Source organism: Planotetraspora phitsanulokensis (assembly GCF_016863295.1).
Classification (GTDB): Bacteria; Actinomycetota; Actinomycetes; order Streptosporangiales; family Streptosporangiaceae; genus Planotetraspora; species Planotetraspora phitsanulokensis.
The window spans coordinates 46,393-65,815 of sequence record NZ_BOOP01000028.1; the positions used below are offsets into that span (position 1 = coordinate 46,393).

At 71.8% G+C, this 19,423-nt stretch carries 14 protein-coding genes; 4 read left to right on the forward strand and 10 right to left on the reverse strand.

Features of this window, described 5'->3' with window-relative positions; genetic code table 11:
- Positions 1–32 precede the first annotated feature (32 nt).
- The gene (locus Pph01_RS28255; protein ID WP_239117070.1) at positions 33–1,187 is read left to right on the forward strand and encodes a S1 family peptidase; all 1,155 of its coding nucleotides are present in this window, start codon (positions 33–35) and stop codon (positions 1,185–1,187) included.
- Between the two features lie 35 nt (positions 1,188–1,222).
- Here the strand turns inward: Pph01_RS28255 and dprE2 are convergent, their stop codons facing one another.
- From dprE2 to pgfA (Pph01_RS28275), 4 genes are read right to left on the reverse strand one after another with little or no spacing between them, the layout of a single operon-like run.
- Positions 1,223–1,972, reverse strand: a complete 750-nt coding sequence (dprE2, locus tag Pph01_RS28260) for a decaprenylphospho-beta-D-erythro-pentofuranosid-2-ulose 2-reductase (protein ID WP_204076202.1) — start codon at positions 1,970–1,972, stop codon at positions 1,223–1,225.
- A gap of 10 nt (positions 1,973–1,982) precedes the next feature.
- Positions 1,983–3,332: a decaprenylphosphoryl-beta-D-ribose oxidase gene (gene dprE1 / locus Pph01_RS28265; RefSeq protein WP_204076203.1), complete on the reverse strand. Its 1,350-nt coding sequence runs from the start codon at positions 3,330–3,332 to the stop codon at positions 1,983–1,985.
- A 10-nt stretch (positions 3,333–3,342) separates the two neighbouring features.
- A complete protein-coding gene (locus Pph01_RS28270) occupies positions 3,343–4,272 on the reverse strand; it encodes a decaprenyl-phosphate phosphoribosyltransferase (RefSeq protein WP_204076204.1) in 930 nt (309 codons plus the stop codon).
- A gap of 51 nt (positions 4,273–4,323) precedes the next feature.
- Positions 4,324–5,283: a cell envelope lipid trafficking protein PgfA gene (pgfA, locus tag Pph01_RS28275; RefSeq protein WP_204076205.1), complete on the reverse strand. Its 960-nt coding sequence runs from the start codon at positions 5,281–5,283 to the stop codon at positions 4,324–4,326.
- A gap of 132 nt (positions 5,284–5,415) precedes the next feature.
- Here pgfA (Pph01_RS28275) and Pph01_RS28280 point away from each other — a divergent pair, with 132 nt between their 5' ends.
- A complete protein-coding gene (locus Pph01_RS28280) occupies positions 5,416–6,699 on the forward strand; it encodes an acyltransferase family protein (RefSeq protein WP_239117071.1) in 1,284 nt (427 codons plus the stop codon).
- On the opposite strand, the gene Pph01_RS28285 is transcribed toward Pph01_RS28280, so the two are convergent.
- Positions 6,696–7,400, reverse strand: a complete 705-nt coding sequence (locus tag Pph01_RS28285) for an SDR family oxidoreductase (protein WP_204076206.1) — start codon at positions 7,398–7,400, stop codon at positions 6,696–6,698. The two genes, Pph01_RS28280 and Pph01_RS28285, sit on opposite strands and share 4 nt — an antisense overlap.
- 79 nt (positions 7,401–7,479) lie before the next feature.
- Between Pph01_RS28285 and Pph01_RS28290 the strand changes: the two genes are divergently transcribed.
- A complete protein-coding gene (locus Pph01_RS28290) occupies positions 7,480–8,076 on the forward strand; it encodes a TetR/AcrR family transcriptional regulator (RefSeq protein ID WP_204076207.1) in 597 nt (198 codons plus the stop codon).
- A 7-nt stretch (positions 8,077–8,083) separates the two neighbouring features.
- Here Pph01_RS28290 and Pph01_RS28295 read toward each other — a convergent pair whose 3' ends face one another.
- Positions 8,084–9,928 (reverse strand): hypothetical protein, encoded by a 1,845-nt coding sequence (locus Pph01_RS28295; protein WP_204076208.1) that lies wholly within the window; start codon positions 9,926–9,928, stop codon positions 8,084–8,086.
- Positions 9,929–9,990: 62 nt separating this feature from the next.
- Between Pph01_RS28295 and Pph01_RS28300 the strand changes: the two genes are divergently transcribed.
- On the forward strand, positions 9,991–10,731 hold the full coding sequence (locus Pph01_RS28300) for a class I SAM-dependent methyltransferase (RefSeq protein WP_204076209.1): 741 nt from the start codon (positions 9,991–9,993) through the stop codon (positions 10,729–10,731).
- On the opposite strand, the gene pgfA (Pph01_RS28305) is transcribed toward Pph01_RS28300, so the two are convergent.
- The 4 genes from pgfA (Pph01_RS28305) to Pph01_RS28320 are packed head-to-tail and all read right to left on the reverse strand — an operon-like array spanning position 10,672 to position 19,014.
- Entirely contained in the window at positions 10,672–11,691 is a 1,020-nt protein-coding gene (gene pgfA / locus Pph01_RS28305; RefSeq protein ID WP_204076210.1) for a cell envelope lipid trafficking protein PgfA, read from the reverse strand. The genes Pph01_RS28300 and pgfA (Pph01_RS28305) overlap by 60 nt on opposite strands.
- Positions 11,688–13,556 carry a hypothetical protein gene (locus Pph01_RS28310; RefSeq protein WP_204076211.1) on the reverse strand — a complete coding sequence of 623 codons (1,869 nt, stop codon included), beginning with the start codon at positions 13,554–13,556 and terminating at the stop codon, positions 11,688–11,690. Before Pph01_RS28310 ends, pgfA (Pph01_RS28305) begins: the two co-directional genes overlap by 4 nt.
- Positions 13,553–17,758, reverse strand: a complete 4,206-nt coding sequence (locus Pph01_RS28315) for an alpha-(1->3)-arabinofuranosyltransferase (protein ID WP_204076212.1) — start codon at positions 17,756–17,758, stop codon at positions 13,553–13,555. The genes Pph01_RS28310 and Pph01_RS28315 overlap by 4 nt, the downstream gene beginning before the upstream one ends.
- The gene (locus Pph01_RS28320) at positions 17,755–19,014 is read right to left on the reverse strand and encodes a glycosyltransferase family 4 protein (RefSeq protein ID WP_239117072.1); all 1,260 of its coding nucleotides are present in this window, start codon (positions 19,012–19,014) and stop codon (positions 17,755–17,757) included. The genes Pph01_RS28315 and Pph01_RS28320 overlap by 4 nt, the downstream gene beginning before the upstream one ends.
- Positions 19,015–19,423: the final 409 nt, after the last annotated feature.

The window sequence follows — 19,423 nt, forward strand, 5'->3', positions numbered from 1 at the left end:
GACCGTGAACGGCGACGAGACGAGGAGAGAGCATGCTCCGCAGGCGTACGGCGACCGGGGGATCCGCCCTGGTGATCGGCATCATGGCCATCTGCGCCCTGATCACCGCACCCGCCGTCGCCGACCCCGAGCCCGAGACGGCGGACGCGCTCGCCTCGCAGGCGTTGCTCGACGCGATCCAGCACGACCTCGGCCTCAGCGCGGACCAGGCCAGGACCCGGCTCCGCAACGAGGCGCGTGCGAGCGCGTCCGAGGCGGTCCTGCGAAACAGGCTCGGCGACAGCTACGGAGGCGCGTGGGTCACCGGGCCGGCGTCCGAGACGTTCGTCGTGGCGACGACGGACGCCTCGGAGAGCACGGCCATCACCGAGTCGGGCGCGACGCCTCAGGTCGTCAAGCACAGCGTCGCGGAGTTGACCGCGAGCAAGGAGGCGCTGGACCGGCACTCCTCCACCGCCCCCCTCAGCACCCCCGTCTGGTACGTCGACGTCCGCGGCAACCGCGTCGTCGTCCTGACGTCCCAGCCCTCGGAGGCCGACGCCTTCGTCGCCAGGAGCGGCGCCGACATCTCGCTCGCCGACGTGGAGCGGTCGGATGAACGACCGCGGACCTATCTGGACGTGCGCGGCGGGGACGCGTACTACATCAACGGCTCCTCACGCTGCTCCGTCGGCTTCGCCATCACCCGCGGAACCACCAACGGTTTCGTGAGCGCCGGCCACTGCGCCGACGCGGGCAACGCGACGACCGGCTACAACCAGGCCGCGCAGGGCACCTTCCAGGGCTCGTCCTTCCCCGGGAACGACTACTCCTGGGTCGCCGTCAACAGCGACTGGACTCCCGTCCCCTACGTCGGCAGCGGCGGCGGCAACGTCACGGTCAGGGGCTCGGCCGTCGCCGTCGTCGGCGCCTCCGTCTGCCGTTCCGGCTCCACCACCGGCTGGCACTGCGGCACCGTCGAGCAGCGGGACGCGAGCGTGGCCTACTCCCAGGGCACCGTCTCCGGAGTCATCCGCACCAACGTCTGCGCCGAGCCCGGCGACTCCGGCGGCTCCTTCATCTCCGGCAGCCAGGCCCAGGGCGTCACCTCCGGCGGCTCGGGCGACTGCACCAGCGGCGGCACGACCTACTTCCAGCCCGTCAACGAGATCCTGTCGGCCTACGGCCTCACCCTCGTGACCGGCTAACACGGCGGTCCGACCCCGGCGAACCGGCACTCGGGTCAGCGCGGCAGGCGCCGCCACACCGCCTGGGGCAGCACGCGCATGACCGCGAACACCGGACGCAGCCTGCCGGGCACCCAAACCGTGCGCCGCCCGGACCGCAGCCCGTCGATGACCGCGTCGGCGACGGCGTCCACCGTCACCGACATCGGAGCCGGGGTCATGCCCTCGGTCATGCGCCCGACGACGAAGCCGGGCCGGACGACCACCACCCGGGCGCCGGAGCCGTGGAGCGAGTCGGCGAGGCCCTGGGCGAAACCGTCCAGGCCGGCCTTGGCCGAGCCGTACACGAAGTTGGCCTTGCGGACGCGCACGCCCGCAACGGACGACAACACGACGAGCGTGCCGTGGCCCTGCTCCCGCAGCCGCCGGGCCGCGGCGAGGCCGATCGACACGTGCCCGCCGAAGTTGACCGCGACGTCGCGCGCGGCGGCGACGGGGTCCACGTCGTAGACGGACTGGCGGCCGAGCACCCCGAAGGCCGGGATCACGACGTCGAGGTCGCCCAGCTCCGCGACGGCGTGCTCGATCAGCGCGGCGTGCGTCTCGGGCCGGGCGGCGTCGAAGTCGGCCAGATGAACGTCCGCGCCCAGCTTCCGCAGCTCCTCCGCCGGTGCGGTGCCACCCCGCGCGGCCAGCATGACGCGGCGCGCACCGGCTCTGACCAGGCGCTCGACGATCGCGAGGCCGATCTCGCTGCGGCCGCCGAGGAGCAGGACGGTGTCGACGGAACCCAGGGCGTTCTTCATTGTCTCCCCCTCACAGGCACAACCTTCTCGCGAGGTCGGAGCGGAACACGCCATCCGGGTCGGCGCCGTCGCGGATCGCCCGCCACTCGTCCAGACGAGGGTAGGTCGAGGCCACCATGGCGGCCGGCATCCGGGAGTCCTTGGCCAGGTACAGCCTGCCTCCGGCGGCGGCCACCCACTCGTCGAACAGGGTCAGCATCCCGGCCAGCCCTCGTTGTCCCACCGGGATGTCGAGCGCGAGCGTCCAGCCCGGCATGGGGAAGGACAACATCCCCGGCGTCCCCTGTCCGAACCTCTTGAGCACGGTGAGGAAGGACACCACGCCCTCGTTCGAGAGGCGCTCCACCACGCGGCGCAGCGTCCCCTCCGCTCCGAACGGCACGACGAACTGGTACTGCACGAATCCGCGGGAGCCGTACATGCGGTTCCAGTGGGCCACGCCGTCCAGCGGGTGGAAGAACGGCGCGATCCCCTGGACGAGCCCACGTTTGGCGGCGGGCGCCTTGCCGTACCAGGCGGCGTTGAACGCGCCGACCGTCGCCCGGTTGAGCAGGCCCGGCGGCACCCACGGCGGCGCGGACAGGCGGGGCCGCGGCGCGAACGCGAGGGGATCGCGCCGCATGCGGACGGGAAGGTCGTCCCTGGCGGCGTGGTCGCCGCGTGTCAGCACGCTGCGGCCCATGCGGCCTCCCCGGGCGAGCAGGTCGATCCAGGCGACCGTGTAGCGGTACCGGTCGTCGGTCGCGGTCATGACCTCGAGGGTCTCGTCGAGGTCGCGGGTGCGCTCGACGTCGACCCGCATGCGCGAGGTCTCCACCGGAACGCACGCGAAGGTCGCCTCCACGACGACGCCGGTCAGCCCCATGCCGCCGACCGTGGCCCAGAACAGCTCGTCGGCGGGGGTGAGCACCCGCAACGATCCGTCCGCGGCGAGCAGGCTGAGCGACCGCACGTGAGCGCCGAACGAGGAGTCGACGTGGTGGTTCTTGCCGTGGACGTCCGCGGCCACGGCTCCGCCCACGGTGACGTGGCGCGTGCCCGGCGTCACCGGCACGAACCAGCCACGCGGGACGAGCTCGGTCATCAGGTCGTGCAGGCTCATGCCCGCGGACGCCGTCACCAGCCCGGTCGCGGGGTCGTGGGCCCACGACGGGGCGAGGGCCGTGCAGTCGAGCACCAGCCCTCCCGAGTTCTGGGCGGCGTCGCCGTACGACCGGCCGAGACCTCGCGCGACGACCCCGCGTCCGGTCGCCGTCCGCAGGAGTTCGGCCGCCTCCTCCACCGATTGCGGGCGCGACAACCGGGCGGGCGTCGGGGCCGTACGTCCCCACCCCGTCAGGAGCGTCGTGTCGAGCGTCATGTCGGGGAGCTCACGTCAGGTAGACCCCGACGGCCAGAGACAGCAGCAACAGCCCGATGAAGACCTGCAGCGGACGGTCCCGCAGGGCGAGTTCCTCCGGTTCCTCCCCCACACCCCGGTCCACGAGCAGGGCGTGCCGCAGCACGACGAGGACGAACGGGACGATGCTGACGGCATAGGGCGCACGGGCGAGGCCCTCGTGCTCCTGCAGGGCCCACAGGCAGTAGGTGACGATCATCGCGCCCGACGCCATGACCCGGACGTGCCCCAGGTAGGCGACCGTGTACGTCACCAAGGTGGCCCGGGTGCCGTTGCCGCCCTGGGCGCGCAGCTCCGCCTCCCTCTTGCCCGCCACGAGCAGGAGGGACCCGAGCGAGATGACGACGAGGAACCAGCTCGTCACCGGCACGGCCACCGCGACCGCACCCGCGTAGGCCCGGATCACGTGGCAGCCGGCGACGGCGACCAGGTCCACCACCGGCTGCCGCTTGAGCCAGAACGTGTAGGAGGACGTCAGCGCGATGTAGGCGGCCACCACGGCGGCCAGCCGCCAGCCGCCGGCCCAGCCGGTGAGGAGACCGGCGGCGATGAGGACCGCGCCGACCAGACGCGCGAGCCGTACGGACACCACGCCGGAGGCGATCGGCCGCGACCGCTTGCGCGGGTGCCGCCGGTCGGCCTCAACGTCGGCGGAGTCGTTGAACAGGTACGTGCCGCTCGCCGTCAGGCAGAACGCCGCGAACGCGACGAGCGAGCCGCGCATCCCCGCGCCCGTGGTGAGCACGCCCGCGGCCGCCGGAGCGGCGAAGACGAGCGCGTTCTTGAGCCACTGGCGGGGACGGCAGGCGCGGAACAGCCCCGCCGCCACCGAGCGCGCGGAGCCCGCGCTCGCCGGTGAATCGTCCACCGGCGAGCGGAGAGCCGTGCCTTCGGGGCTCATCGCCGCCGTCCCGCTCGCGTCACGGCCGGCGTCGGTCCGCGCGTCCGTGTCTCACTCCGTGTCGGCCGCGGACGCCGTCGCCGGCACGTCCTTGGACGCCGCGGAGGAGGGAGCGCGCAGGAGCACGAATCCCGCGATGCCGAGGATGAGGCCGACGATGAGCGACAACAGCGGGAGGGTCGTCTTGATGAGCGCGATCTGGTCCATGCTGTCCCTGGCGGTCTTGACCAGTTCGGCGGTGGTCTGCGGGGTGAAGGCCGCAGTGGCGATCAGCGCGGGCATCCGCTCGACCCCGTCGGCCGTCTTGAGCACCTCGTGACGCTGCTGCTCCTGCCTGACCGGCGCGCCCGTCGTGGGCTCCACCCAGAAGGTGACGACGCCGTCGTAGACGCGGTCGACCTGGACGTCGCCCGGGTCGGTCATGCCCAGCACCGACGCGGGCGCGGTGAGCGTCTGGACGACAGTGGGATCGATCTTCTGCTGGAACTTGTAGACCTTGAGCCCGTCGACGGTGTCCTCGCCCACGAAGGCCGCGTCCCAGGCCTTGCGGGTGGAGGTGTCGAAGACCTTGTAGGTCTTCTTCTCCACGCCGAAGGGGAACAGGAAGATCTGGCCCTGCAGCTGGACCGGCTGCTTGTCCACGCTCACGCCGCAGCAGTTGACCCCGGCGCCGTTGTACGCGTTGAACGCGCTGCGGAACTCCGACAGCGAGATCGACGGCCTGCCGTTGGTCACATCGTTCACGGCGGTGAACTGGTCCCAGACGACGCGGTCGTCCTTCGACTCCGCCACGTCGCCCCGAGTCGTGACGGTGATGTCGAGGTTGCCGGTGAGGACCTTCAGGTCCTGCTGGCTGAAGTACTGCGCGTTGTCCGCGGAGAGCTTCGAGACGGAGTACTGGTCGGACGGAGCCTTGATGACCTTGCCCGCCACCTGGAATCTCAACAGCGGGGCCAGAACGACAAGGAACGCCCCGACGGCTAGCAGAACAACTCCGGTGGCGCGGCGCATTCGCTCCTCCTGGGGCATCCCGCACTGGGGGGTGAGAGACTGTGAAATTGTGGGTGTTATGTACTGAAACAGGTTTCTATTCCGCGTTATGTTAGTCGCGCACGTGACCCACGTCACCAGGGATGCGGAAAAGTGACCGAAACAGGTTCTAGCGAGATGCCGGCGGACTCCCCGCGAACGGAGAATTCCCGTCTCGTCTCCCCCGGCCTGTCGGCCACCGGCGGGCGTCAGGCGTCCCTGGACGGGCTGCGTGCCGTCGCCGCGTTCGGCGTGCTCCTGTTCCACGTGTCGATCGAGACCGGGACCGCGCTCCGCGAGGGGTTCCTCGGCGGCATCCTCGCCCGCGGCGAGGTAGGAGTGCCGATCTTCTTCACTCTCTCCGGCCTGCTGCTGTACCGGCCGTGGGCGCGGGCGGTGCTGGCGGACTCGCCCGATCCCGACACCAAGGTCTACCTGTGGAAGCGCCTGCTCCGGATCATGCCGGCGTACTGGCTGGTCGTCGTCGTGGCCCTGCTGCTGTGGGCGGACGGCCACCGCGGCGACCTGTGGACGTGGACCGAGATGTTGCTCCTGCTGCACAACTACGACATCGACCACTGGTGGTACGGCCTGGGGCCGCAGGGCCTCGGCCAGATGTGGAGCCTCTCGGTCGAGGTCGCGTTCTACCTCACGCTCCCCATCATGGCCGCGGCCCTGCGCGCCTACGCGACGCGAGGCGGCGCGCCGGTGGCCGTCCGGGCGAAGCGACTGCTCATCGGTCTCGCCGCATTCGGCGCCGTGTCCTACGTCTACACGGTCTTCGAGTTCCACCCCGACTACCGGCCGTGGATGAACATCTGGCTGCCGCGCTCGTGGACGTTCTTCGTCCCCGGCATGATGCTCGCCGTCGTCGCCGCGTGGGCGCGCACCGGCGCCGAGTCACCGCGGCGCTTCAGCCGCGCCGTCCACTCGTCCACGGGTTCGTTGTGGCTGGTCGCGGCCTTGGCCTACGTGATCGCGGCCACGCCGGTGACCGGCGCCCGGTTCGTCGGCATCGACGGCATGTGGGCCGGCCTGGTGGAACAGGTCCTCTACACGACGGTGGCGTTCTGCCTGATCGCCCCCGCCGCCCTGCAACCGGAACGCGGCGGGCTCGCCGGGTCAGTGCTGGGCGGCCGCGTGATGAGTTATCTGGGCCGGGTGTCCTACAGCGTCTTCCTGTGGCAGTTCGTCGTGCTCTACCTGTGGCGGGACTTCACCGGCCAGAAGACGTGGACGGGCGACCTCGTCCTCAACTTCGTCCCGGTGGCCGGGCTCACCCTCCTGCTGGCGCACCTGACCTACCGCTACGTCGAGGAGCCCGCCCGCCGGCTGATCCACTACGTGACACCCCGTCCGGATCCGGCGACGGACGCCGCCCTTCAGCCGGCCCCCTAAAAGACCTCCACTCCGTAGGTCCCCTCCAGCGGCCCGGACAGCGAGGCCCGGACCGAGCGGCTCACCTCGTCGGCCAGCACCTCCTGGCTCCCCTCGAGCAGTGCACGCATGGTCTGCTCCGCGACGTCCTCCGGCGCGATCTTCGGGGCCGTCGTCCACGCGCTGAGATCGGTGTCGACGTAGCCGGAATGCACCCCGACCACCAGCGTCCCCTGCTCGGCCAGCCCGACGCGCAGTGCGTTGGTCAGCGACCACTGGGCCGACTTGGCCGCCGCGTATCCGGGCGCCAGAGGCATCGCGCGCCACGAGACCAGAGAGAGCATGTTCACCAGGGCCCCGCCCCCGTTGCGGGCGAGCACCGGCGCGAACGCCCGGGAGACCGCCCAGGTACCGAGGTAGTTGACCTCCATCTCGTGCCGCGCGCCGTCGAACGATCCGTCGAGCAGTCCCGTGCCGCCGGCGACGCCCGCGTTGTTGATCACAATCGTGACGTCACCGGCGAGCTCCGCCGCTGCCGCCACCTGGTCCTGGTCGGTGACGTCGAGCCGCACCGGGATCAGGCCGGCGTCCTTCACGGCCTCCGGGTCCCGCGATCCGGCGTAGACCTTCGCCGCGCCGTGCTCGAGCAGGGCCAACGCGAAGGCCCGCCCGATTCCGCGGTTGGCACCGGTGACCAGAGCCGCCGCTCCCTTGATCTGCATGGTCGTTCTCCCGTTCATTCCATCGGTAGACCGATCGGTCGATTCACTATAGATAGACCGAGTGGTCTATAGTCAAGTCGTGGACACGACGAAGACCCAGAAGGCCGCCCGGGGCGAGGGCCCGCGCGAGCGTCTGCTGCGCGCCGCCGGCACGCTGACCTACCGCGAAGGGACACACGTCGGGATCGACGCCATCCTCACCTCGGCCGACGTCGCCCGCCGATCGCTCTACCAGCACTTCGGCGGCAAGGACGGCCTCGTCGCGGAGGTGCTCAGGGAGACCTCCGAGCGCACCGAGCAGGGATACGCCGACGCCCTGGCCTCCGGTGGAGACGATCCGCGCACCCGGCTGCGGGCACTGTTCGCGCACCTCGAGAAGCTGCCGGACGCGCCCGGATACCGAGGCTGCCCCTTCGTCAACGCCGACCTTTCGCTCGCCGATCCGGCGCATCCGGCGCATGACGTGATCCGCGCCCACAAGCGGCGCCTGCGCGCGCTGATTGAGGCCGAGCTGCGCGCCGCCGGGCACCCCGACCCGGTCACGGCGGGCGTCCAACTGGTGCTGCTGATAGACGGCGCCGCCGTCACCGCGGCCTCCCGGCCCGACGAACGGCCGGCCGCCGCCGCCAGCGCGCTGGCCGAACTCGTGATCTCCCAGACGGCCCCGGCGAGCTAGATCTCCGTCAGGGGCCGGGAACGACCGCGCCGAACGCCACGGCCTTCAGGCAGAGGCCGTCGGGCACGGTGACGCGCATGCCCTGCCCGACACCGGGGTGGGGGAAGTACACCGGCCGCTCCTGCGCGGTCGCCGGCAGATCCATGCGAGTGGACGCCGAGCCGAGCGACACCTCGACCGTGACCGGACGTTCGCTGGTGTACCTCAACCACCCGACCGCCTCGGGACCGCCCAGCGACTCGACGGGAAACGAGACGGCCCCGTCCTTCAACGGATAGCACGAGCCTTCTTCGGCTCCGTCGAGATAGCCGTAGATCCCCTTCACGGGGACGAGCCTGCCCGTGTCGTCGATGACGTACGGCTTGTCCGTCGGCGCGGGATCACGCATTCTCCGCCGCAGTCCCTCGTCGGCGAGAGGGGTGAGGACGCGTGAGGTGAGCCGCCGCTCGCCGTTCCACGGCAGCACCGCGTAGTCCGGGACCGGCCGCGTATAGATCTGCGCTCCCGCGGGGACCGCCGCGAGCGAGGCCCGCGCGGTGTCCAGATAGGCGCGGATCCGGTCGCCCACCACGAGCGTCCCGCCGTACGACGTGATGGACGCGATCGACATGCCCACCACGGCGAACGTCGCGAGCGCCGCCACCAGGGGCATGACGTCGGGGTACGGCCGGCGCATCGCCCGCTCCTCTCCCCGGACCGGCAGGAAGGCCAGCGCGAGGCAGATCGCCGCGATGAGGGCCGCGTCGGCCACATAACGGGTCTCGGCGCCCACCAGGTCGGTGTACCGGCCACGGGCGAGCACGGTCGGCGCCGCGTCGGCCACGAGGACGAAGGCCGCCGCGATCAGCCAGGCCCGCCAGGCGTGCCTGCGATACACGCAGGTGAGCGCGATCACGACGGCGATCGTGAGCCATGACCCGACCACGAAGGGGGACGAGGGATCGGAGAGCCCGCCGGTCCCGGCCAGACCTCCCCAGTTGAGCGGGCCTCCGACGACGCCGGTGGGGAACGTCTTGCCGAGCATCCATCCGAGCAGCCCGGCCGTGACGTCCCCCTTGGGCGCTCCCGCACCCTCGTCGCCGGCCGTCCCCTGCTGCGCGAGATAGAGCACGGCGTAGGCCGCCAGGACCCCCGCGTAGGTCAGCCAGATCCGGGTGTGCGTCCGCACCTCCCGCACCGTCGACCGCACCCAGCCCCCTTCGGAGCCGAGGTAGGCCGTGACGACGGCGAACGTCACGAACGGCAGGAAGACACCCTTGGTCGAGAACGCCATGCCGAACAGGGCCCAGTACAGCCCACGCCAGGCGTGGCGCGTGTCCCCGGTCTGCGCGAACCGCACATGGGCGGCCAGCGAGAAGACGATCGCCACCTGCAGGGGGACGGCGTTCAGCGCCGCCGACCACCAGCTCAGCGCCGGCACGGTGAGGGGCGCGAAGACGTAGACGGCCAGTGGGATCAGGATCCCCGTTCGCCCGCCGAAGAGACGGCGCAGCAGCACCAGCATCCCGGCCGACGCCGCGGCCTGCAGGGCCAGCATCACCGTGCAGACCAGGAACCAGTTATAGGCGGCCGCCCGCGACACCACCCAGACCAGCAGGAGGGCGCCCGGCATGAGGTGCCCCTTGTGCACCCGCATGAGGTAGTCCCACGTGAGGCCGTGCTCGTGGGCGTCGCCGACGAACAGGAAGTCGTCCTCGATGAAGTAGGACCGGGAAAGGACGTGGGCCTTGAAGACCAGCGACACGGCGATCAGGGCGAGGGCCGCCAGCGTCACCCGGTCGGGCCGCGGGGCGGCGAGGCGGATCCGGATCGTTCCCGGCCGGCGCACGTGCTCGATCTCGGTCTCCGTCACGGTCGTCCCTCCACCGCTTCGCGGATGCAACGTGTTCTATATACCGTGTTAGGCTCCGCCGGATGGAGACCCCCGAGGCGTTCCGCGCGGACCTCGCGCGGTCGGTCCGCCTGCTCGGCGCCTTCCGCCTGGAGCAGAGCGATCCGAGCTTCTTCTACGGCCTGCTGGCCAGGGACACGGTGGCCCAGCTGTCCGCCTACACCGATCTGAACGGCGCGCTGGTGGCCGACATCGGCGGCGGGCCGGGCTACTTCGCCGAGGCGCTGCGCGCCGCCGGAGCCCGCACGGTCTGCGTGGACTGCGACGCGGGCGAGATGCGCGCGCGTGACGGCGTCATGCCCGAAGGCGCACTCCTGGGCAGCGCGCTGGAGATCCCGCTGCGTACCGGGTCCGTCGACGTGAGCTTCTCCTCCAACGTGCTGGAGCACGTGCCCGACCCCCTGACCATGGCCGACGAGCTCGTCAGGGTGACCCGGCCGGGCGGGCTCGTCTATCTGTCGTACACGTCGTGGCTGTCGCCCTGGGGCGGCCACGAGACCTCGCCCTGGCACTACTTCGGCGGCCACCGTGCGGCCCGTCGCTACGAACGCCGGTACGGCAGGCCGCCCAAGAACGTCTACGGCGAGAGCATGTACGCCGTGTCGGTGGCGCGGATGCTGAAATGGGCGCGACGCCAGGCGAGCGCCGAGGTGCTCGACACGATCCCCCGCTACCACCCTCGCTGGGCCCGGCATGTGACGCTCCTACCGGGGATCCGCGAGATCGTCACGTGGAACCTGCTGCTCGTCCTGCGCAGGCGCTGAGCGGGGCCGCCGCCGAGACGCCCAGATCCCCGCGCCGATGAGCAGCAGCCCGAAGCCGGCCGCGCCGATCGGCAGGATGGTGCGCAGCCATCTGCTCCACGTGGCGTAGGCCGCGGCCTCGGCCTCGTTGAGGGCGATCTCGTTCGCGGGCGTCCGCAGGTCGGCGGCCAGCACGACCAGCCGTTCCACCCCGTCGGCCGTGCGGAAGGCCTCCCGCCGGTTCTCCTCGGACTTGACGGGCACGCCGCTCACCGGCTCGACCCAGACCGTCCGCTCCGTCTGCGCCCACCTGGTCACGGTGAAGCTCCGGTCGCCCCGCAGGCCCAGCGTCGTGCCCGGGATGCGGATCGCGACGTCCTCGACCTTCGTCGCCGGCACGTGTTGCCTGTACCGGTAGGTCGTGACGCCGTCAACGGACTCCACCCCGTCGAACACCATCGGCAGCGTCCGCTTCATCTGGGGGTCGAAGTACGCGTAGTCCTGTTTCCGCGCGTCGAACGGCCAGCGGAACGCCAGGCCCGACTGGCGGGCCGCGGGATCGTCGTCGACGTACTCTCCGCAGCAGTTCACGATCGCGCCGGTGCGCCGGTCGAAGGCGACCTTGCGTTCGTGGTAGTCGATGCGGTCGCCGTCCCCGGTGTCGAGGGAGCTCGACTCGAGCCAGACCGCGCGGTCGTCGTCGCCCGCCGCGGCGTCCCCGTTCAGCGCGCGCGTGAGCACGACCGGGCCGGTTCGCGACCGCATCGCGGCGGTGTCGAAGTAGGTGGCCGACGCGGTGTACAGGTGACTGGTCGACGAGTGTTCGAGCGGCATCCGGATGACCCTGTCGTGCACGAAGCCGCGCAGCAGCGGGACGAGGGTGAGCAGGAACGCGCCCGCCCCGGCCAGGGTGAGCGCCGCGGCGCGGCGCAGGGACGCGCGACCCGGAACGGAGGCCCGCCGGCCCTGGACGGCGGTCACGACGCCGGCACCGCTTCGCCGACGGAGACGTCCCCGAAACAGATCTGCGCTCCCATGGGCAGGCCGGACACGAGGACCTTCGGCAGGTTCGCCGGGGCCGTGAAGAGGATCCGGCCCAGCCCCTGTCCGATCGTCACGTCGTATCTCCTGTCGCCGAGATAGAGGACGGCGGGGGCGCTCGCGGCCGAGGAGTAGCCGATCCGGACCACGTCCCCGGCCTGCGGGACCTTCTGCAGCGGGATCTCCACCCCTGCCCCGGCCACGGGATAGCAGCCGCCGGGCGCGGCGGTCCGCTCCCCCGACCCTTCGGCCGCACGCAGACGGCCCTGGTCGTCGACGACCAGGACGTTCGTGGACGGCGCCGGATGGCGCATGCGCTCGCGTTGTGCGGGCGTCGCCAGCGGGGCCAGGACGCGGGAGGTCATGGCGTACTCGCCGTAGGCCGCGTCGATCACGTCCCCGGGGGCCCGGCGGTCCAGGATGACGGCGTCCTGCGGGGCCGTACGCAGCGCGGCGGCGGCGGTCGTGAGATAGGCGTGCGCCCTGTCGTTGCCCAGATAGCTGGACAGGACGCTGACCGAGGCGAGTGAGCCCACGAGGAAGCCGCCGAGCAGGAGCCCGCCCGCGCCGGTCACCAGGTCTCTGGGCGGACGCGCGCGATAGGGCCGGTCCTCGCCGGTGAACGGCAGGAGGGCCGCTCCCACGGCGAGCGCGAGCACGGGGGCCGCGTCGACGACGTACCGCGTCTCCATGCCGTGGAAGGCCCCGAGGATGTGGACGCGCCCGTAGTACGTCGGCACGACGTCGGCGACCACCAGGTAGCCGAGCAGCAGGCCCCAGGCCCGCAGGGCGCGCCGGCGGTAGCGGGCGGTGACCACCAGCAGGGCGAGGGCGACGACCGCCGCGAGGCCGACGAGCAGGGCGGGCGGGCTGGCGACGGCCCGGTCGGGACCGGAGAACCACTTCCAGGGGCCGCCCAGCGTCGTGCCGAGGAAGGTGTCGAGGAGCAGCTTCTTGATGAAGCCGAGCCCCTCCGGCAGCGTCGGCCATCCGCTCATGTCGGCGGTGTCCCGGCCGGCGACCAGGTAACCGGCCACGTACGCCACGACGACGGCCGCGTACGCCGCCCACAGTCCCGCGTGCCTGCGCAGCACCCCTCGCACGCCGCCGCCGTCCGAGAAGTACGCGAGCGTCAGCGCGAACAACAGCGGCGGCAGCGCCGCCGCCTTCAGGAAGGAGCACAGACCCACGACGAGCCACGCCGTCGCCGCCACCGCGTGCAGGAGGCGGCCGTCGCGCAGGTGGAGGACATGGCTGGTGATCGCCATGGGGATCGCGACCAGCAGCGGCACGAGGTTGAGCGCCGCCGACCACCAGGTGAGCGCGGGCACGGTGAACGGCGCGAACAGGTAGACCGCGAGCGGGACCAGGATCGCCCGTCTGCGCCCGAACAGCACGACCAGCATGCGGAGGACGGCGAGGCCGGAGACCGTGAACAGGACCAGCATGCTGCCCGCCGCCAGGCCCCAGCTGTACGGCGCGATCCGGGTGACGAACCAGGCCAGGGCGAATCCCACCGGCATGAACTGCCCGTAGTGGACGCGGGTCAGGTAGTCCCACGAGAGGGGGCCGTCCACCGCCCGCGCGGCGAACTCGAAGTCGTCCTCCTTGAAGTACGCCAGGCTCACGACCTCGGCCCGCCACCACAGCTGGAGCACGAGCAGGACGACCGCGGCCAGCATGACGCCGTTGCGCCGGACGAACGCGCCCCAGGCCGACAGCAGCGCCACCGTCTCCGCGGGAAGCGTGATGCGGATCCGCGGCGGCTCGGGCCGCGGAGTGACATCCGAGATCACCTTGGTCACGGCACTCCAGAAAGGTGGGTGTCCCTGCGGGCCTCAGACGCCGCCAGCGGCGCCTGCCCAACCGGATCAGGGATCCGCGGCGCCCGCGTCCCCGCCGGGTCGTCGGGCACGTTGGCGAACAGGCGGGCGAGGAGCGGCAGGCAGAGCAGTTGCGGCACGAGGTCGCTCAGCGGCTCACCCCAGGCGGTGTTCTCCGCGAGCAGCAGCGCCGTGCCCACCGCCAGGCTCAGCCCGGCCAGAGCCAGCGAGGCCAGCGCGGCGGGGGCGGACGAGAGCGCGCGCGAAACGGCCACGACGACGGTCCCCCGCCGGGCGTGCTCGCCCGCCGAGACCCGCCGGAACAACACGGTCGCGGCGAAAAGCGCGCTCAGCACCGCGAGGCCCGTCAGGCCGCCGATCCAGAACCCGTAGAGCGGCACGAACGGCCACAGCCACTTGACCCGCATCCCCCGGGGGCCGACAGGCGGATGGGCGGCACGGCGCCGAACGGGGACCGCGGCGGCGGCCACGACGAGCAGCACCAGCACCGCACCGACCGCCAGGCCCACGCGGTACACGCCGTCCGGCCGGTAGCTCATGGTCACGGTCCCGGTCGTGCCCGCGGGCAGGATCCACGCCTGCCGCCACCCGTCGAGCCGCGCCGGAGCGAGTTCGCGCCCGGCCACGGAGGCGTGCCATCCGTTGTTGTAGTTCTCGTTGACGACCAGATAGCTGGCCGCGGTCGCGTCGACCTCGACGCGGCGCTCCCAGCCCGTCCACTCCTTGACGTCCACCGGCCGGGTCACCGTCGGCGCCGCCGCCACGGCACCGGGCCGGCGGATGACGGCCGTCCGGATCCGGTACGGGTCCTGCGGCGACGCGGACAGCCGCGTCTGCCCCGGCAGGACGTTGAAGTTCTCGCAGGCCTCGTACGTGAGCGGCCTTCCGGCGAGGACGTCGGCGAGCGTCCCGCCGACGATCCTGGTGTGCACCGGAGCACCGTCGACCGACAGCGTGGGACCATAGCCGCACGGCAGCCGCAGCGGGTAGCCGCCGAGCGCCCCCAGGGGCTTCACGCCGGGGATCGTGACGTCGTTCACCTCGATCGGCCGCGAGCTGGACGCGGTGAACACGATCGAGAGCTTCCCGGTCTTCATCGGCGGGAACTCGATCCAGCCGTCGCGGCCGACCCAGCCCTCACGCGTGCCGCCGTCGCCCCGCAGGGTCAGGCGCACCGGAGGCGGCCCGATGGAGGAGTCGGGGAACACCACCTTGATCCGGGAGAGGGTGACCGGACGGGCCATGGTGACGTCGAGCGTGGGCGAGCGGTCGAGCGGGTCGGCGTACCAGACCGTCGCCGGATCGCCGTCGAAGGCGGATCGCGCGATGGTCGCCGGGTCGTCGGTGTACGTCGAGGACGAGGTGACGGTGAGCGGCTCGCCGGGGAGCGTGGTGACCCGCTCGATCTCCGAACGGGAGGTGAGCACGGCCTGCCCGGTGAGGGTCCGCTCGCCCGAGCCCTGGGACTCGTAGGCCCGGTTGAAGCCGTAGGCGTCCTCGCCCTGGATCTCGAGCCCGTTCGAGCAGGCCCAGACGTACGACCCGCGCATGCAGGCAGGCACGTCCCCGTTCCTGCTGAAGGAGACGACCGCCTCGCCGCGGGGGTCGCCGGGAGCCTGCGGGACGACGATGGTCCTGCCGGGGGTCACCCCGGGGATCGTGAGCTCGGCGATCCCGACCCGGCTGCCCAGCTTCGTCTTGGGCTCGTAGGCCAGCTTCGTGATCCGGATGCGCACCCGCGTGGTCGGCCCGGGCGGCACGGCGAGGCGTTGCGGCTCGGCGGTCGTCCTGACGGACTGGAGCAGGCTTCCCGTGTCGGTCTCGACGGCGACCTGCGAGGGCGGCGGCCCGATGTACCCCTGGTCCAGCGCGAGCGTCACCGACGGGAGATCGGTGGGCTTGGTGAGCGTCACCTCGAGCCACTCGCCCAGTGAGCCCTTCCATCCGGCGGACCGCCAGCCGGTCCGCCTGTCTCCGTCGACGGCCGCGAAGGGCTGGCGCCCGGGATCGCGGGAGCCGGGCATGGCGGTCGCGTCGGCCTCCGACGACGACGCCCGCACAGCGGCGATCTCCAGCAACTGGGCCGTCGACTGGAAGGGCTCCCAGGAGGGGTCGGTGAGGTCAGGACCCGACGCGGTCTCCCCGGGCGTGAGGGTGGCGCCGGCGACCTGTCTCAGGTCGCTCAGCTCGACGTCGGTCTTCCTCAGCGTGTCGGTGAGGACCGTGTCGTACGCGGGGATCGCCGAGGCGCCGGGATCGTCGCCGAGGACGACGGGCCGGTCGTCGGGCAGCAGGCCCTGCTCCGCCAGGTCGAGGACCGCCTCGGGGGCTCCTCCCACGCGCAGGGCGCCCGCCACCGGCACGGTGCCGATCAGTGGGGCCGCCTTCTCCACCCGGTAGATCTCCAGGGCGGTGTAGGGCTGGTCGAGCCAGCTCGAGGCGATGGTGCCGAGCCGCTCTCCGACTGCCGGGCCGAACCGTTTGACCAGCGTGATCCCGGGTGAGTCCTCGATGGCCTGATGGACGCGCGCGGGCCAGGCCGTGCCGATGGTGCGGCGCTCGAGGTCGTTGCGCACCACCAGGTAGCCGACCCCGATCCGGCGCAGCGTCTCGGTGAGCCCGGCCGAGCCCTGTCCCGAGGCGAAGCGGTCGTCGATGGCCGCCAGCAGCCTGCTGGATCCCGCCGACCCCCAGGGGACGATGGTGTGCGTCGCCCATCGGGCCGTGAGTAGCGGCTGGAGGGGCTCGTCCAGCGGGCGTCCCCACTGGTACTCGCCGCGTTTGGAGCCGGGAACGGCCAGGACCATCTGGTCGCCGGCGTTCTCGTCGAGCCACGTGGTCGCCTGCTTCCAGTAGCCCGGGATCTCCGTGAACGACCCGGACGGCGCGAGCCCCTCCGCGACGATCGGCACGCAGGTCACCGCGACCATCGCCGCGCCGGCGGCCGTCAGCGGCAGCCGGGCGCGCGGCCTGACCAGGCAGAGCAGCCCGGCTAGCCCGAGTACGACGGGCAGCCGGATCAGCGCGTCGAACTTGTGGAGGTTGCGGAACGCCGCGAGCGGCCCGTCGAGCGCCTGCACGACGGCGTCGTTCAGCGGGCCCGCGACGGCGCTCGCGTGACCGGCCGCCACGATCGCCACGCCCACGAGAAGCGTGATGAGCAGAAAGGACCGTTCCGGCAGGCTCCGCATGGCCAGACCGGCCAGCCCGAGCCCCGCGAGCAGGACGGTGACCACGATCAGCCACGGGCTGAAGGCCTGCTGGTAGGCCCCCGCCATCCACGGCTGGCCGTCCACCGACAGGAACGCCAGCCAGCTCGAGGTGCCGCGCAGGACGTTGGTCAGCGACGTCACGCCGGTCGTCGCGGTGGCGTTCTCGATGAACGGGAGGAAGGAGAAGACGTAGCGGCCCATGACGAGCAGCGGGACCGCCCACCAGAACGACACCGCCGCGATCAGGACGCACCACCACGCCATCAGCCGGCGGCGCAGCGGCCCGCGAGCCCGGGTCAGCAGATAGAGGGCGGGCGCGACGAGGACGGCGAGCTCCGCCGTGGCGTTGACGCCGCCGCAGAAGAGGAACGCGACAGCCGACAGCGCGGCGGCCCTGCGCGGTCCCGTCGTCCCCTCCGCGCCCCGGACCAGCGGAAGCATGATCCACGGCATCAGGGCGCTGGGCAGGAACTCGGAGGAGTTGATCCCGATCAGCGCCTGTGCGTGCGGCGCCAGCGCGTACGCGAGACCGGCGAGGATGCGTGTGTTGGGCGTGCCGATCCGCAGCGCCCGGGCGAGTTGTACCACTCCGAGGAAGGCGGCGCAGAGCACGAACGACATCCACAGCCGCTGAACGTTCCACGCGGGCATGTCGAGCTTGAGCCACAGCGCGTAGAAGGGCCCCATCGGGAACAGGTAGCCGTAGGCCTGGTTCTGCAGGTGACCGAAGTAGTCGTCGTCCCACAGGTGCAGCGCCCGGCTGAGGAAGCGCAGCGGATCGACCGCCATGTCGAGCTTGGTCTCGGCGATGATCTTCTCGGTGGCGGTGTTGAACGCGATCGCGCCGAGGAGCAGGCATCCGGCGAGCAGCCGCAGCCGATGCCGGAACCGTTCGGCGTACGAATCCGCCTTCTCGGGCGCCAGCTGGCCGATCCAGTTGGCAACCGTCACTGGGCCGCTCCGCGGGAGGGGGGAACAGAGCCTCGTACGTCCAGCTCTGTGGCAATTAGTGCAGTCATGCTAGCGCCGGTCTTCCCCCACGTGAACTCACGCGCCCACATCCGGCATGCGGCCCCCATGCGCGCCCGCGTACGGGGGTCCTCGAGCTCCTTCAGCGCGAGCCTGACGACGTCGGCGAGGGTCTCCCCGTCGCGGACCAGCCAGCCGGTGACGCCGTGCCGCACCGAGTCGCGAAGGCCCGCGACGTCGTAGGCCACTGTGGGCACGCCGAGCGCCGCCGCCTCGATGACGGTCAGCCCCCAGCCCTCGAACTCGGACGCGGTGACGTTGAGACGGGCGCCGCTGAGCACGGCGTTCTTGTCCGCCTCGGAGAGGAAGCCGCGCAGGTGCACCCGTCCGGCCACGTCGGGCTCGTCGGCGCGGGCCGCGAGCGGGCCGGACTCGGGACCGCGCCCGACGACGTGGACGTGCAGCCCAGGCCAGTCGCCCGCCAGGTCCGCCGCCAGCGCGACCACCCGTTCCACGCGCTTGTGGCCGACCAGCCGGCCGAGGTAGACGACGGCCGGGTCGCCCGGCACCTCGTCACGGGCGACGGGCCGGGCGACCGGGCTGCCGTTCGGGACGATCTCGATCGGCGCGAGCCAGCGCAGCCGTTCACGCAACTCGGCGGCCGACGACTCCGACACGGTGACGGTGCGGCAGCGCCGGTAGATCAGCCGGGCGATCGGCCCCTCGATGAAGCATCCGATCCGGGCGATGCGGCGGGAGAAGAACGCGTAGAACTGGCGGTCGTGCACGTGGTGGATGAGGGAGATGACCCGGGTCCGGCGCGACACCACCACGGGGGCGAAGAACGGGATGCCGTTCATGCAGTCGATCACCAGGTCGAAGCGCCTGCGCCTCGCCAGCAGCCACAGCGGGACGAGCAGGTAGACGAGGTAGCGGTTGCCCATCCTCCGCAACTCGACGCCGTCACGGCGCTCGGAGCGCGGCTGCCCGGGCTCCCGGCTCGTCGCGAAGTGCACCTGCGCGCCCTGGCCGACGAGATGGATGGAGATCTGCCAGGCGTACTCCTCCGCGCCGCCGGCGACCGACTGGCCCGGCTCGCGGAAGTTCAGCAGGGCGACGCGCACGCCGCGGAGCGAGGGCGCGGACTCGGATCGGCCGGCGGTCAGCTGAGGACGGTCGGACTGCGGCGGAGACGAGGCGCGCCCCACGGGCTTCGCGTTCGCCTCCTGTGCGACCACTACCACTCCTTCGGGTGACACCTCGCGGGGCGATCCAGTCGTGGTCGCGGGTTGCAAGGACGCTGAAAAGGACGGAAAACGGCGGCGGCGACCCGGATCCGGGCATGACGGAATGAGGACCCGGCATGACCGGGTCCATCCGCCGGTGACTCATCGGCCGTCCGCACCGCCGCAGGGACGGCGGGCGCGGCCCGTCAGGGTGGGCCGCGGCTCAGTGAGGGAGGGCCCCCGGGGAAGGAGGGCCCGCCGGCTCATCTTTCGCCGTAGTTGTAAAGAGGCTTGTTCGGCGGCGCCGGGGCAGGCGAAGCCACGTTGACAACCGCCACTGAGGCGAGGCCGGCGAGCACAGCCCCGACCACCAAAGCGGCTAGCACCTTCAACACGAATGCTTCTCCCTCCACGTGCGGAA